At 39.3% G+C, this 15877-nt stretch carries 13 protein-coding genes; 9 read left to right on the forward strand and 4 right to left on the reverse strand.

Features of this window, described 5'->3' with window-relative positions:
- The first annotated feature begins 56 nt into the window (after nucleotides 1-56).
- Nucleotides 57-1136: an ABC transporter ATP-binding protein gene (locus E1I69_RS04605; RefSeq protein ID WP_136378435.1), complete on the forward strand. Its 1080-nt coding sequence runs from the start codon at nucleotides 57-59 to the stop codon at nucleotides 1134-1136.
- A 129-nt stretch (nucleotides 1137-1265) separates the two neighbouring features.
- On the opposite strand, the gene E1I69_RS04610 is transcribed toward E1I69_RS04605, so the two are convergent.
- A complete protein-coding gene (locus tag E1I69_RS04610) occupies nucleotides 1266-2048 on the reverse strand; it encodes an ABC transporter permease (protein ID WP_136378436.1) in 783 nt (260 codons plus the stop codon).
- A 1-nt stretch (nucleotide 2049) separates the two neighbouring features.
- On the reverse strand, nucleotides 2050-2877 hold the full coding sequence (potB, locus tag E1I69_RS04615) for a spermidine/putrescine ABC transporter permease PotB (RefSeq protein ID WP_207308509.1): 828 nt from the start codon (nucleotides 2875-2877) through the stop codon (nucleotides 2050-2052).
- A gap of 355 nt (nucleotides 2878-3232) precedes the next feature.
- Here potB and E1I69_RS04620 point away from each other — a divergent pair, with 355 nt between their 5' ends.
- The 7 genes from E1I69_RS04620 (at nucleotide 3233) to E1I69_RS04650 (ending at nucleotide 13149) form a co-directional block, all read left to right on the forward strand.
- A complete protein-coding gene (locus E1I69_RS04620; protein WP_242634531.1) occupies nucleotides 3233-4516 on the forward strand; it encodes an NAD(P)/FAD-dependent oxidoreductase in 1284 nt (427 codons plus the stop codon).
- A gap of 242 nt (nucleotides 4517-4758) precedes the next feature.
- On the forward strand, nucleotides 4759-5835 hold the full coding sequence (locus tag E1I69_RS04625) for a C45 family autoproteolytic acyltransferase/hydolase (protein ID WP_136378551.1): 1077 nt from the start codon (nucleotides 4759-4761) through the stop codon (nucleotides 5833-5835).
- A 25-nt stretch (nucleotides 5836-5860) separates the two neighbouring features.
- Nucleotides 5861-7285, forward strand: a complete 1425-nt coding sequence (locus E1I69_RS04630; protein ID WP_136378439.1) for an NAD-dependent succinate-semialdehyde dehydrogenase — start codon at nucleotides 5861-5863, stop codon at nucleotides 7283-7285.
- Between the two features lie 82 nt (nucleotides 7286-7367).
- Nucleotides 7368-8936 carry a bifunctional GNAT family N-acetyltransferase/carbon-nitrogen hydrolase family protein gene (locus E1I69_RS04635; RefSeq protein ID WP_136378440.1) on the forward strand — a complete coding sequence of 523 codons (1569 nt, stop codon included), beginning with the start codon at nucleotides 7368-7370 and terminating at the stop codon, nucleotides 8934-8936.
- A 77-nt stretch (nucleotides 8937-9013) separates the two neighbouring features.
- Nucleotides 9014-10072, forward strand: coding sequence for an ABC transporter substrate-binding protein (locus E1I69_RS04640; RefSeq protein ID WP_136378441.1), 1059 nt, complete (start codon nucleotides 9014-9016; stop codon nucleotides 10070-10072).
- A gap of 208 nt (nucleotides 10073-10280) precedes the next feature.
- A complete protein-coding gene (locus E1I69_RS04645) occupies nucleotides 10281-11753 on the forward strand; it encodes an aldehyde dehydrogenase family protein (protein ID WP_136378442.1) in 1473 nt (490 codons plus the stop codon).
- Nucleotides 11754-11769: 16 nt separating this feature from the next.
- Complete coding sequence (locus tag E1I69_RS04650; protein WP_136378443.1) at nucleotides 11770-13149, forward strand: putrescine aminotransferase; 1380 nt, start codon at nucleotides 11770-11772, stop codon at nucleotides 13147-13149.
- A 99-nt stretch (nucleotides 13150-13248) separates the two neighbouring features.
- Here the strand turns inward: E1I69_RS04650 and E1I69_RS04655 are convergent, their stop codons facing one another.
- Together E1I69_RS04655 and aguA are read right to left on the reverse strand one after the other, a co-directional pair.
- Complete coding sequence (locus E1I69_RS04655) at nucleotides 13249-14121, reverse strand: carbon-nitrogen hydrolase (RefSeq protein WP_136378444.1); 873 nt, start codon at nucleotides 14119-14121, stop codon at nucleotides 13249-13251.
- Between the two features lie 27 nt (nucleotides 14122-14148).
- Entirely contained in the window at nucleotides 14149-15240 is a 1092-nt protein-coding gene (gene aguA, locus E1I69_RS04660; RefSeq protein WP_431731860.1) for an agmatine deiminase, read from the reverse strand.
- Nucleotides 15241-15531: 291 nt separating this feature from the next.
- Between aguA and E1I69_RS04665 the strand changes: the two genes are divergently transcribed.
- A complete protein-coding gene (locus E1I69_RS04665; protein ID WP_242634532.1) occupies nucleotides 15532-15777 on the forward strand; it encodes a biotin/lipoyl-containing protein in 246 nt (81 codons plus the stop codon).
- Nucleotides 15778-15877: the final 100 nt, after the last annotated feature.

Genomic DNA, 15877 nt, shown 5'->3' on the forward strand with positions numbered 1-15877 from the left:
CATGTTTTTTGCATTTAAGTTTTGCAAAGGTTTCTAACAAGGGGGAAGATAATGGCATGTCAGTAAACATGGTCGAATTACAAAATATTAACAAACAATTTGGGGAAACGAAGGTTGTCCAGAATGTATCATTGAATGTAAAAGAGGGAGAGTTTTTAACACTACTAGGACCAAGTGGATGTGGGAAAACAACGACTCTCCGTATGATTGCTGGTTTCGAACAGCCTACCTCAGGCAGCATTCTTTTAGATGGTAAGCATGTTGAAGGAATACCAGCAAATAGACGAAATGTGAATACAGTCTTTCAAAGCTATGCCCTTTTTCCTCATATGAATATTTTTGATAATGTGGCATTCGGATTGAAAATGAAAGGCGTTGATAGAAGCGTCATTAAAGAAAAAGTCATGAAAATGTTAGAACTTGTTCGATTAAAAGGCTACGAAAAAAGAACTCCTGGGCAGCTAAGTGGTGGTCAAAAGCAACGGATTGCAATCGCACGAGCTTTGATTAACAATCCAAAGGTGATTTTATTAGATGAACCCCTCGGAGCCCTAGATTTAAAGCTTCGAAAACAAATGCAAGTCGAATTGAAACATCTTCAACAACAGCTTAAAATCACTTTTATTTATGTTACACATGATCAGGAAGAGGCACTTACAATGTCTGACCGGATTGCCGTTATGAATAATGGATTCATCGAACAGCTAGGTACTCCAATTGAAATCTATGAAAAACCACAAACCAAGTTTGTTGCCGACTTTATCGGTGAAACGAATCTATTTGAAGGGAATATCTCAAGGTTGGATAACCGCTATGCGTATTTAGATTTCGGTGGTAAAGAAATTGAAGTAAAGAACGAAGGACTAAGGGTTGGAGAAAAAGTATTTGTTACCATTCGCCCGGAACGTATTAAAATCGTTGAGGAACAATCCCCTAAAACGAATTCTGTAACATTAAAGGGAAGATTTAAGGAACTTATTTATGTGGGGTCCGTTTCAAAAATGGTCGTTCTACTCGATAATGGGAAAGAAGTTGTTGTGAATGAACAAGCAGCAGGCTCCCAACCAATCGACTTCATCAATAAGGATATTTATTTAACATGGGGAGTCGACCATGGGGTTGTGATGAAGGAATAGAAAAGGGACGATCGCCAAAGTCTATTTTGGATGAGTATTGTACAAATAAAACCCAAGAATGCGGAAAAACAGCGTTCTTGGGTTTTGTTTTTCAGATGAAGGCAAAAGCCCTTCTTGCCCCTTCAATGTCTATCCATTTTTCCTCATCAACAACCGTTCGCCAACAATGACAGCACCAAGCGTAACAAGGAGCATTAATGTTGATAATGCGTTAATTTCCGGGGTCACCCCATACCGAACCATTGAGAATATTTGTAATGGAAGTGTTGTACTTCCAGGTCCTGCTACGAAGAAGCTTACGATTACGTCATCCAAAGAAATGGTAAATGAAAGCAATGCACTTGCTACAATCGCAGGTCCTATAATGGGTAAGGTAATCAGTCGGAACGTTTGCCACTCACTAGCTCCTAAATCCATGGCTGCCTCTTCTACAGAACGATCAAAACCTTTCAAACGAGCCCTTACAACGACGACAACATATGGAATACAAAATGTAATGTGAGAAATAATAAGTGTCCAAATACCTAAAGGCATTTTTACCATTGAGAAGAAGGCTAGTAATGAAATCCCCATGACAATCTCTGACATGACAAGGGGAATATAAAGCATTCCATCAAGCAGCGATTTTCCCTTGAAATGATATTTGTACATCCCAACAGATACGAGTGTTCCTAAAATCGTTGATGCAATCGTAGAGACAATTGCCACTATAATCGTAATTTTAGCTGCCTCTAATACTTCTGTATTCGACCAAAGCTTTGCATACCATTCAAACGTAAATCCCGTCCACACAGCGTTAAGTTTTGATTTATTAAATGAAAACAGAATTAAAATGAGTATTGGTAAATACAAAAAAGAATAAATAAGAGCGCCATATATGATAGACGACCATTTTGTAAACCTCGAACTCACCCTACATCACCCCCAAGTCATCTTTATTACCTTTAGAAATTCGTAGATAAACGAAGATTAAGATCATGGTTAAAATAACTAAAATAACCGATGATGCCGCTCCAAATGGCCAATCCCTTGCTGTAAGGAACTGATTTTTAATCAGATTACCAATCATCATTGTTTTTGCTCCGCCCATTAAATCAGGAATGAAAAACAGTCCAAGGGTTGGAATAAATACAAGTAAAGAGCCAGCGACGATACCGGGCATCGTTAAAGGAAGTGTAATTTTCATAAAGGTTTGCCAGCCTTTTGCTCCTAGATCACTAGCAGCCTCCAGATAGGATTTATCAAGCTTTTCGATTGAAGCATACAACGGAAGGACCATAAAAGGAAATAGAGTATACACAAGTCCGACTAATATGGCGCCATTGTTATAAAGCAACGCAAGTGGTTCTGATATCATTCCAATACTCATTAACAGATGGTTGATTACTCCTTCGGTGCGAAGCAAAATAATCCAAGCATATGTACGGATAAGTGAGTTCGTCCAAAAGGGAATGATAACCAAAAACAATAAGAATGTTCGATACTTAGGGGAAGAACGAGCAATTATATATGCAAAGGGATATCCAAATATAATGCAGATGACGGTAGTGACTGTTGCCATCAAAATAGACATGAGTAATATATTCAAATATAAAGAATCAAAGAATCGGGCGTAATTCTGCCATGTGAAAATATATTCAATTCCACCATACGTACCCCTAGTCATAAAACTTACAACAAGAATTAGAACAATCGGGATAAATAAAAATGCAATCATCCAGAATGTGACTGGGGATAACATCCAAATGGGACCGGCACTCTTTATCCTCCTCTTTTTCGGTCGTTTATCGAGCAATGTGACCGGTTGATTTGTAGATAGTTCCTCTTTATTCATCTCTGACCCCTCCTGCATTAAAGCGATTACCTTTTATATATGCAAGATTCATTCCAATTCTAAAAGTTTTGAAATAAAAATAGAGTAGGAAAACCTAAGAGAATTGTTATGCACATGTGAATAACTTATTCATTTTTGCATAATAGCTATCCACAACAATATGTATGACAATCTAAATACTCCTGTAAATATTTGCGAAAACGTAAATTTGGTACGTTACTTGCATCAATCTATTTTAGATACAAACGGAAATTGTAGGAGAGTGGACTTATTGAAACAACTTTCAATGTGGGAAGCAACATCAAATAAGAAAGAACAGCGTTCATCTTTGTCCGGTAACGAAGAGTGTGATGTAGTCATTATTGGAGGAGGCTTTACCGGGCTATCAACGGCTTATCATTTGCAAAAGAAAAACGTCAAAACAATTGTACTTGAAAAAAGCTATCTCGGTAGCGGCGCAAGTGGTCGAAATGGCGGTCAAATTTTAACAGGATTTATTGACTCGATGAGCTCACTTGCGAAGAAAAAAGGCTTGCAAACGGCAAGGCAAATGCTTCAAATGTCTCTGGATTCCATTGATTTAATTGAAAGGATTAGTAAGGAAAATCAAATTTCCTGTTCTTTCAAACGCTCTGGTCATCTCTACGCGGCTTATAAGCCCGCACATATCGACTGGTTAAAGGAGGAGCAAGAGATCCTGGAAAAGGACTTTAACTACAGGGTTCGGGTACTTGATAAACAGGATTTACAAGCAGAGTTAAAAACAGATTTTTATCATGGTGGGTGTATTGATGAAAATAGTGCAACCTATCATCCTTTTAATTATGTGCTGGGGTTGGCAGAGACGGTAGAAAAACTCGGAGGTACAATCTATGAAAATTCAGAGGCACATGAAATCATAAAATCCTCAAATGGGAAAGTCACCGTTATGACTGAAGATGGAAGGGTGACAGCGGATCATTTAGTCATTGTTACAAACGCATATTCAGGAAATTTACATAAAACGATTTCTCGAAGTGTCATACCAGTTGAAAGCATTATGATTGCTACGGAACAATTACCGGAAGAATTAGTTTCTGAGTTAATCCCAAATGATAGAGCGGTTTTTGATACAAAGCATATGCTTTATTACTTCAGAAGAACACCTGACAATCGAATTGCTTTTGGAGGATCAGGTAGGTCGTTAAGTAGTGATACAGCTCCACTCTATTTAAAGTTAAAAGAGGGAATGAACAACGTTTTTCCAGAGTTAAAAAAATATATGGCTGAGTTTTGCTGGAGCGGGAAGGTAGGGTTTACAAAGGAAATGCTCCCATACATTGGTCAGTTAGAGGATGGTACCCATTTTGCTTTCGGATATGCTGGGCATGGTGCTGCGATGTCAACCTTAATGGGGAAGCTACTTGCTGGAAATATCCTTTCTGAAAACAATGGCAAAAATCCATTCGAAAAAAATGATTTACGCCCCATTCCCTTTTATAGTCAACATGGAAAAGTTGTCGGGCTAATGAAGTACTATTTTAAGGTTAAAGACGCCATCTCATAAGATAAACAGATGTCAGCATACAATACTAAAAAAAGAAAATTTGAAGTAAAAAGGGGAAAGCCTTTAAATATGTGTTCAAAAAGGAGGATGAAAAGGACCGAGAAGTTCAAGGCGGCGCAGCTTTGAGTACCGGAGCGTATGTAGTTAATACGTGAGGAATGGAGAAGCAAGCCAACGCAGAAATTCGATGTGTCATTTTCACCGGACTTTTTGAACATCCTCTAAAAGAAAGGAATGTTGACATGATAAAAAAACTCCAGTTGTCAGGAACACCTAGGCAAATTGGTGAAAAACATGGTAGCGAAGGGAAAAATGAGGTCCATCAAAGTCTTGAAACCTATGAATCTCTCTTTTATGGGTATAGCAAAATGAGTTGGAAGCAGGCCATTCAAGTAGCTTTGGTACATTTACCAGCGATACATGCTTATAATAGTGACTTTATTGAGGAAATGGAAGGTGTGGCGAAAGGGGCTGGAGTTAGATTTGAGGATATTTTAGTATTAAACACTCGTAGTGAAATCGCCTTAGCAGGAAGAAAAACATTTTCAGATGGTTGTACCGCTATTGCCCTAACTCCACCCCTAACTAAGGAAACAATCATTGGTCAAAACTGGGACTGGAAATCCGAGCAAGAAAAGAGCTTACTCTTGCTTGAAATTGAGCAAAGGAATATGCCCACCATAAAAATGATTACCGAGGGGGGGTTAATTGGGAAAATTGGCTTCAATAGTAGCGGAATTGCTGTCTGCTTAAATGCACTACATACAAACAAAAAGTCTGAGCAAGTTCCGATTCATTTAGGACTGCGCAGTGTCCTTAATTCCCATACCCTTCATGAAGCAATCTCTAAAATTAAACACTCTCAAATGGCTTCTGCAGCTAATTTCCTAATTGCACGTGTTGATGATAGCGGGCGGGCAATGGCAGCCAATTTTGAGGTCTCCCCATTTGGAATGGATATGATACCTAACACCGAAGGAATGGTTGTTCACACGAATCATATTTGTTCACCCGAGGTTCAAGAACATCTTACAGATATGAATGAATACAAATTTGAGGATTCAATGATTCGAAAAAATAGAGCAGAACAACTGATATTATCGTGCATGAGAACGGGAACTGAAATGAATGAAAATCGCTTTAAGGAATGGTTTTCTGATACTTTCAACTACCCAAACTCCATTAACCATTATGTGAATACAAGTGCCCCAGAGCATCGTCAAATGGAGACAGTCTTCTCTGTCATTATGAATCTATCAAAACGAACGATGGAAGTATGTATTGGGAAACCATCGTTGGATGGGTATATCGAGGTGTAATACAAAAATAAAAAGGAGTGAAACAATGCTATATATAAACGGAGAATGGAAGGAATCAAATTCAGGAAAAACGCTTGAGGTAATCAATCCTGCCACTTCTGAGCGAATACAGGATGTTGCTTTCGGAGGATCTGAAGAAACAAAAGAAGCAATCGACGCTGCTACTGAAGCCTTTCCTACTTGGAAAAAGAAAACTGGGAAAGAACGAGGACAGTACCTTGAAAAAGTTGCAGCTTTACTACGAGAAAAAACAGAAGAAATTGCAGGCGTAATGACATCAGAAATGGGTAAGCCAATTCCAGAAGCAATCCGTGAAATTGGCATTGCGATTGACTATGTGGATTGGTATGCCGAAGAGGCAAAACGAATTTATGGCGAAACCCTTACTCCATCCCACTCAGATAAACATTTAATGGTACTACGTGAACCTGTGGGTGTAACAGCAGCAATTACACCTTGGAATTTTCCAATTGCGATGATTACTCGTAAGTTAGCACCTGCATTAGCAGCAGGCTGTACAGTGATCTTAAAACCGGCTTCAGCCACACCACTTACGGCAATTAAGGTCTTTGAATGTTTCCATGAAGCAGAGTTGCCCAAAGGAGTTGTAAATTTAGTCATTGGGTCTGCTTCCGAAATTGCGGGTGAAATGACAAGCAATCCCGACGTGAAAAAAATCACCTTTACAGGTTCAACAGAAGTTGGAAAAAAATTGATTCAAGACTCTGCAGCACAACTGAAAAAGGTATCAATGGAGTTAGGGGGTCATGCGCCATTTATCGTATTTGAAGATGCAGATTTGGATTTAGCTGTGGAAGGGATTATGCTAACCAAATTTAAAAACTGTGGGCAAACATGTATCAGTACAAATCGTATTTATGTTGCAGAAAAGATTGCAGAACAGTTTGGTCAAAAACTTGCAGAACGAGTAAGTACACTTTCAATTGGAAATGGTCTGGAGGAAGGCATAGACGTCGGTCCACTTATTGATAGGAAAGCATTAGAAAAGGTGGAGGAGCATGTGCAAGATGCACTTTCACATAATGGAAAACTTCTTTGTGGAGGCAAACAAGTTGCTAAGGAGGGATTAAAAGGTAGTTTTTATGAACCCACAGTCATTGCTGGCGCCAATGAAAATATGAAAATCTTAACGGAAGAAACATTTGGACCAGTAGCCCCGATTATTCCTTTTGTAACGGAGGAAGAAGTAATTGGGAAGGTAAACCATAAGCAATATGGCTTGGCTTCGTACTGCTATACAAAAGATTTAAGTCGCGCAATGAGGGTTATGCGAGAACTAGACTATGGAATTGTTGGTATCAATGACCCAACCCCTGTTGTGGCACAGGCTCCTTTTGGCGGAATGAAGGAAAGTGGAATTGGTAGGGAAGGTGGTAAATACGGATTAGAAGAGTATTTAGAGGAAAAATTTGTTTCCATACAAATATGAGGAACCACTAACGACAACAGGACAGTAATCGTGAACTTTGGCTAAAAATAAAATCTGTATCATTAAGAAAGGGTAGATATTTGTGTCAACCATCGATCTTTCGAAATTTGAGAAGAAGATCATTTTACGAAATATTAAGCATGAAGATATTGATGAAATTATTAGACTGTCAAAAATTTGTTTCCCCAATATGGAGCATTGGGAACGTGATGAATTAGAAAGTCATCTCACAATTTTTCCTGAAGGTCAGTTTTGCGTAGAGTTTGATGGGAAGATCATTGGTTCCTGCTCAAGCTTAATTGTTGATTTTGATGAATATGACGATAAGCATACCTTTAATGAAATTAGCGGTAATTCCTATATTCGTAACCATGATCCTGATGGGAAAAATCTATATGGTATTGATGTGATGGTTCATCCAGACTACCGGAGGATGAAAATAGGACGTCGTCTTTATGAGGCGCGTAGGAAGCTTACTCAAGCACTTAATTTAGAGAGTATCATTATTGGTGGGAGAATCTCAAACTATCACAAGTATGCAGATAAAATGTCTGCTAGAGAATATGTAGAACAGGTTATGCAGCAAAACCTATATGATCCTGCACTTACATTTCAAATGATGAACGGGTTTGTCTTAAAACGTGTCAATTCCAATTATTTAACAGACAAAGATTCTCTAGGCTATGCAACATTAATGGAATGGAACAATCCAGATTATCTACCAAGAAAAACGAGACGGATCTATACAAGGGCCCTTCCTGTACGTATCTCAGTTATTCAATACATGATGAAGAAAATTAAATCCTTCGAAGAATTTGAAACGCAATGTGAATACTTTATCGATGCAAGCTCTAATTTCCATTCGGATTTTGCGGTATTCCCGGAAACATTTACAATGCAGCTTTTATCCTTTATAAAAGAACAGGTTCCAAGTAAACAGATTAAAAAGGTTGCAGAGTATACGGAGAAGTATATCAACCTATTCTCGATGCTTGCAGTAAAATACAATATCAATATTGTGGGTGGTTCTCATTTTGTAGAAGAAGGTAATTGTATTTATAATGTTGCCTATTTATTTAGACGCGATGGAACGATTGATAAACAATATAAACTTCATATTACCCCTGATGAACGAAGATGGTGGGGGGTTCAGCCTGGAAATGGTATTCACGTATTTGATACAGATTGTGGGAAAATCTCAATTCTAATCAGCTATGACATTCAATTTCCCGAACTTGCGCGGATTGCTGTCGATAAGGGAGCTCAAATTATTTTTACCCCGTTTAGCACAGAGGACCAGCAAGGTTATTTAAGAGTGCGGTATTGTTCCCAAGCGCGTGCTGTTGAAAACCAGGTGTATACTGTGATAGCTGGAACGGTTGGGAACCTATCTCATGTTCCGCATATGGATGTTCAATATGCACAGTCTGGTATTTTTTCGCCGTCAGATTTTACATTCTCTAGTAATGGAATTGTAGGCGAATGTAATCCAAATATCGAGACAATCGTTGTTGGTGAGGTAGACCTTGAAAGCCTACGCCGAAACCGCAACAATGGTACCGAAACACCACTTAAGGATCGCCGTACTGACTACTATCAAATCATTACAAAACATCCTAAGCCCCAGAAAAAGGTAATACCTGTCGATTGAAAAAGAGGATTGGCATATAACTTGCAAGCCTTATTAATAGAAGTTCTTCTATTTTATTAAAAAGGGGAGAGTGTTATATGCCATTTAAAAGGAAATTTGGTTTGTCTGTTTTTGTGATTCTGTTTCTCGCTTCCATGTTGCTGACAGCGTGTGGTGGAGATAAAACGGGTGGATCCTCTGATGAAAAGGTTCTAAATGTTTTTAACTGGTCAGAATATTTGCCGACCAGTGTAATTAAGCAATTTGAAGATGAAACGGGTATAAAGGTAAACTATGACACCTATTCTTCAAATGAGGAAATGCTAGCTAAGCTTCAAGCGGGGAATACTGGCTATGATATTGCGGTTGCCTCTACTTACTTTATTGAGATTATGAGAAACCAAGATATGCTAGCAAAACTAAATAAGGAAAACATCCCAAACATCAAGAATATTGGTGATAGTTTTCTTGGTACACAGGCAGATCCGAATGATGAATATTCCGTTCCATATATGTGGGGAAAGGCGGTTATTGCCTATAATGAGGATTTAGTTGATAAAGAGATAAAAGGTTACGCTGATTTGTTTGACCCAGAATTTAAGGATAATCTTGTTGTTCTAGATGATGTACGGGTTATTATTGGAAATATGCTTGCATTACTAGGATACTCGCAAAATAGTACAGACGAAAAAGAACTCGAGGAAGCAAAGGAGAAACTACTTGAGTTTAAGCCAAATATTAAGGCATTTGATAGTGATAGTCCAAAGACACTACTTGTCAGTGGTGAAGTAAAAGCGGGGATTGTATGGGGAGCAGAGGCTACCCTAGCGGCTAGAGAAAATCCTGCAATTAAGACTGTATTCCCTGAAGAAGGGATGAATCTATGGCAGGATAACTTTGTTATTCCTAAGGATGCTCCGCATAAAGAAAATGCTGAGAAGTTCATTGATTTCATTTTACGACCAGAAGTCAGTAAGGAAATCTCTATGGAATACCCATACGGAAATCCAAACGAAGAAGCTCTTAAGCTTTTACCAGATGACATTAGAGAATCGCTTGAGGTTCCTGAAGAAGATCTGGCAAAAGGAGAATACAACATTGATGTTGGTGAGGCTACTCAGCTTTACGACCGAATTTGGTCCGAAATTAAAAACTAATTTTCATATTCCCTATCCATTTTCGGATGGGGGATTTTTTTATACTCAGCCACTTTACAACTCCAAACTTATGCAAAAATGAATAACTTATTCATTTTTGCATTCCAGGATATAAAAAGTCGTGGAGGCAGATGAAAAGGTGAACAATAAACTTGGCACACATTTTGCATTAATACTTGATTGAGAAAAACCAAAGGGGAGGATGGAAATGCAGAAGCTAAAGATGTTTATAAATGGGGAATGGGTCGATGCCCAAAGTAAAAAGACCCGTTCTATCGTAAATCCAGCGAATGGAAAAATCATTGCGGAAGCAGCAGAAGGAGATGTTGAAGACGCAGGAATTGCAATTGACGTAGCCCGTCATGCATTTGATTCAGGAGTTTGGTCCGATTTATCTGCTGCGGAACGGGCATCCTACCTGTTAAAAATTGCAGATAAACTTGAGGAACGTGCTGATGAGATAAGTAAACTCGAAACAGAAGATAATGGAAAACCACTTAGAGAAACGGAATTTGATGTGGGCGATGCCGTGGCCTGTTTTCGCTATTATGCCGGGTTAGCAACAAAGCCAGACGGTCAAACCTATCATGTAGCAGATCCAATGCAGGCAATGGTGGTCCGTGAACCGGTTGGTGTATGTGGCTTAATTGTCCCATGGAACTACCCACTTTTAATGGGGGTATGGAAAATTGCACCTGCCCTTGCTGCAGGAAATACGATTGTGTTCAAACCTTCTGAGGTAACCCCAGTCACCTCAATTAAGCTGTTTGAAATCATTCAAGAGGTCGGTATCCCTGCAGGAGTAGCGAATATGGTAATGGGGCCTGGAGCAACAGTTGGAAATGAAATTGCCGAAAGCCATAAGGTAGATAAGGTTTCTTTTACAGGAGGAACAGCAACAGGTCGAAGTATTATGAAGGCGGCTACCGGCAATATTAAGAAGATTTCCCTAGAATTAGGTGGAAAGTCACCGAATATTGTTTTTGCAGATGCTGATTTTGAAACAGCCGTTGACTATGCTTTATTTGGCATTTTCTCTAATGCGGGACAGGTATGTTCTGCAGGATCGCGATTACTGCTAGAGGAAAGCATTCATGACAAGTTTATTGAGAGATTAGTAGAAAGAGCTAAAAAAATCCGGGTGGGTCCTGGAGATGATCCAAATACTGAAATGGGTTCACTTGTAAGCCAGCAGCATATGGAAAAGGTATTATCCTATATCGAAATCGGCAAACAGGAAGGGGCAAAGCTTGTTTGTGGTGGTAACAGAATCACTCAGAACGGCTTAGAAAATGGCTATTTTGTGGAGCCGACTATATTTATAGATACAACACCTGATATGAGAATAGTTCAAGAGGAAATTTTTGGACCGGTTTTAGTTGTTCAAAAGTTTAAAGATGAAGCAGAGGCAATCGAACTAGCAAATAACACAGATTATGGACTTGCAGCAGGGGTATTTACACAGGATGGTGCAAAAGCACTCCGTGTAATTAAAAAAATTCGGGCGGGGATTACATGGATCAACACATATCATCCAACCTACAATGAAGCACCTTGGGGTGGTTATAAGCAAAGTGGAATTGGTCGAGGGTTAGGAACCTTTGGATTTGAGGAATTCACAGAAGTTAAGCAAATCAATATTAATTTACAGGTTGAACCATCGGGTTGGTTCGAAAACTAAACGAGGGAGAGAAAAAATGACTATCAATACAACGAACAAAGAGCTTGAAAAAAAGGATTATTCTGGGGTTACCGATTATATCAAGAAGGTATTGTCCATCATTGAAAAGGACCAAATTACGAAGGAAGAAGCGGAATGGGTGACACGAGAAACAGTTGATGGTTTTAGAGAAAATGTGAACCCAGGATTTTTAGACTACCGAAAAACGGTCACAAAGGATAAACAATTTGCAGCTGTTGAATGGTCTGATTCGGGTTCCTGCTTTCAGGATGTAAATGGCAAGGAATATATTGATTGCTTGGGTGGTTTTGGGATCTATAATGTGGGTCACAGAAATCCAAAGGTAGTCAAAGCCGTTACGGACCAACTAAATCGTCAGGCACTTCATAGCCAGGATTTACTTGATCCACTACGGGCGATGCTTGCAAAAATACTCGCTGAGATTACACCTGGTGACTTAAAATACTCTTTCTTTGTGAACAGTGGAACGGAAAGTGTCGAAGCGGCTATTAAGCTAGCTAAAATGCATAGTGACAGAACGACCTTCATTGCCACTACAAGAGCATTCCATGGAAAAAGCCTTGGTTCCCTTTCTGCGACAGCAAAGGGAGTCTTCAGGAAACCATTCCTTCCCATGATACAAGGTTTCCGACATGTACCATTTGGTGACATTGAAACGATGAGGAGAACATTTGAGTCATGTGCCCTAGTGGGCGAAGATGTAAATGCTGTGATTCTTGAGCCTATTCAAGGGGAAGGCGGAGTCATTCTTCCACCGGAAGGCTACCTGCAGCAGGTTCGTGAACTTTGCGATGAATTTGGGGCGCTTCTTATTTTTGATGAGGTACAAACAGGGATGGGACGTACAGGTACAATGTTCGCGGCAGAAGGCTATGGCGTTGTTCCTGATATTCTTTGTTTAGCAAAGGCATTTGGTGGGGGTGTAATGCCAGCGGGTGCGGTAGTTGCAAAAGAAGAAGTATTTAAATGCTTATTCCCTAATCCATTCATGCATACAACCACATTTGGTGGAAATCCACTGGCCTGTGCAGCAGCAATTGCTACAATCGATGTTTTGATTGAGGAAAAACTTCCACAGCGGGCAGCCGAGGTCGGAGAATATATGCTCGGAAAGCTACGTGAAGTTGGGAATGAATTCCCTGAATTAGTACTAGAAATTCGTGGTAAAGGTTTACTAATTGGTGTTGAGTTCCATACAGATGAAATTGGCTATGAGGTTTCAAAAGGACTCTTTGATCATGGAGTATTAGTAGCAGGAACCTTGGTTAATTCCAAAACCTTCCGTATTGAGCCGCCATTAACCATCAGCATTGAAGAAGTCGACAAAGTCATCGCCACTTTTAAACAGGTATTAGAAACGTTAAGTGAAAAATAGGTTGTGCTGCCCTTGGAGATGCATCCTTGGGCACTTTTTTCATTGAGGTACCTAAAAACCCGATAAGGTCTTTGCGCCTTATCGGGTTTGGCCCTTCCATCATTTCAACACCTTCTTTAATAATTCACCATAGCTGTCAGGTCTTCGATCTCGATGGAATTGAAGAATATTTCGGGCCTTAGTGATTTCATGTAAATCAATTTCAGACATGATAATTTCATCCCCCTTTGTTTCCGCTTCTTTTAAAACAGTACCCCAAGGATTACTGATAAAACTTCGTCCGTAGAAATCCATCTGCCCTTCCTTGCTATATTCTCGACCCACCCGATTCACAGCAGCTATGAAAATATTATTGTGAATACCATGGGCTCGAATGGCATCCATCCAAGTTTGAGACGTATCGAGTTCAGGATTATCTGGCTCAGAACCTATTGCTGAAGGATAGAAAATAATATCTGCTCCTTTTAACGCAAGGATACGTGATGGCTCAGGAAACCATTCATCCCAACAGATGAGAACACCGATCGTTCCGTATTTTGTTTCAAAAACGGGATAACCAGAATCCCCTTCTGTGAAATAGTATTTCTCAATATATTGAGGACCTTCCGGGATATGATGTTTACGGTATTTCCCAAGATTGGTTCCATCTGCATCAAAAACGACCACTGTATTAAAATAAAGCCCATCCATTACATACTCGTACAAAGAGGTAATCAGGACAACCTTAAGCTCTTTTGCCAGGTCTTGCATTTGGGTGCTTACCGGACCTGGAATGGGTTCTGCCCACTTATATTTATGGACATCAATTGTTTGCGGGAAATACGTACCTGTAAAAAGCTCTTGTGTACAAACGATCTGAGCCCCCTGATTTGCAGCTTTTCGGATCATGGCTATTGTTTTTTCTAAATTAGCATGTCGATCATCCGAACAGCTATGCTGTATCAATGCGATCTTCATTTTATCTCGCTTCATGTTTACACAACCTTTCATCATTTCGTACTAGATTGGTATTTGCTGAGTAATACAATGAATATTTCCGCCGCCTAGCGCAATTTCCCTCGTATTGACTTGAACAACTTTTCTCTCGGGAAAAAGTCTTTCAAATTGATGTAGGGCGATTGAATCATACGGATCTCCAAACCCTGGGATTATAACACCGCCATTACATAAATAGCTATTTACATACGTACAGGCAAGTTTCGTTCCTGGCATACGACCATAACTGTGTCGTGCGATGTCAATACCCTCACTTTCCTTATCTGATATTTCAATTTGAGTAGGGATTTGAATTTTATGGATCTTTAACCTTCTTCCGTTTGAATCTTTGGCCTCTTTTAGTTGGTTATAACATTCAGATAAAACGTCGTATTGTGAATCGGACTTATCATCAGTCCAGCTCATGGCAACTTCACCCGGGCGTACGAAAAAGACCACTTCATCGACATGTCCATCTGTTTCATCAAAAAGCATCCCGTTTTTAAGCCAAATAATCGTATCCACATGTAAATATTCTTTTAAGCGATGTTCGATTTCCTCTTTGGATAAATGAGGATTTCGATTTTTATTTAATAGGCATTGTTCAGTTGTTATAAGCGTGCCTTCCCCGTCAACAGTAATCGAGCCACCCTCGAGGATAAAATCCTGTGCATCATAACGATTGAATCGGTCAATTTCCAACACTTTTTGTTTGACTAAGTTGTCTAAGTTCCACGGAAAATAAAGACCGTGTTCAAGCCCGCCCCAGGCATTAAATCCCCAATCAATTCCACGGATTTCACCTTCATCATTTTTTACATAGGTTGGTCCGATATCCCTCATCCAAGCATCATTTGAGGAAATCTCAACAACACGGATAGAGCCTGGAAGTATTTCTCGTACATGTTCATATTGATTTGCAGAAACGCCTATTGTGACAGGTTCAAATTTCGAAATTGCCATTGCAACCTCGGCAAATGCTTTTTGTGCGGGCTTGGCTCCTAATCTCCAGGTGTCCGTTCTCTCGGGCCAAAGCATCCATGTGCCCAGATGGGGTTCGAATTCTCCAGGCATTCTAAAGCCATCTCGGCGAGGAGTGCCTGTTAATTTTTCCACCATTCTATGTCCTCCAGTAATCGTTTGGTTGCTTGCTTTTTTCAAAGAATCTCCTCCAATCGAAGTCGTCATTTAAAAATGATGCAAAAATCATACCAATTTGTATCAATCAGGAAGATGAAAGAAAAAAGAAGAAGCTATGAAGGAATGAATAACCTATGCATAAATGAATAATCATTCTATTTATTGAGTGTGGAATGCTTACGAGTAAGCATATTAAACGACCTTCGATTTGGCACATTATTTGCAACATCATTTCTAATTACATCATAGACATGAGGAGGTGAATAAGTGGAGCATGACGAAATCATTACTAGCCCCTACCATGGAATTATTAAAGAGATTGTCATAAAAGAAAATTCCAAAATAGATGAGGGGGAGCCCTTGTTTATTATCCAAACTCTGACTGGTGAAAATAAGGCTATCAAGGTTGGAATTAGAGGGAGTGTTCAATCAATAGAGGTACAAATAGGGGATGAAGTAATACCAGGAATGGTACTCACTTATGTAAAAGATGAATCATTTATCATTGAGTAGCGAACATTTTGAGGAGATCATGTCTTCTCTCTTTTTTATTTTTAGATTTATTCAAAAATTCTATATAATCAGTGATATAATAGACTATATGGAAAAAGGG

Origin of the sequence: Bacillus timonensis (genome assembly GCF_004799755.1) — a bacterium.
Lineage (GTDB): Bacteria > Bacillota > Bacilli > Bacillales > Bacillaceae_L > Ferdinandcohnia > Ferdinandcohnia timonensis_A.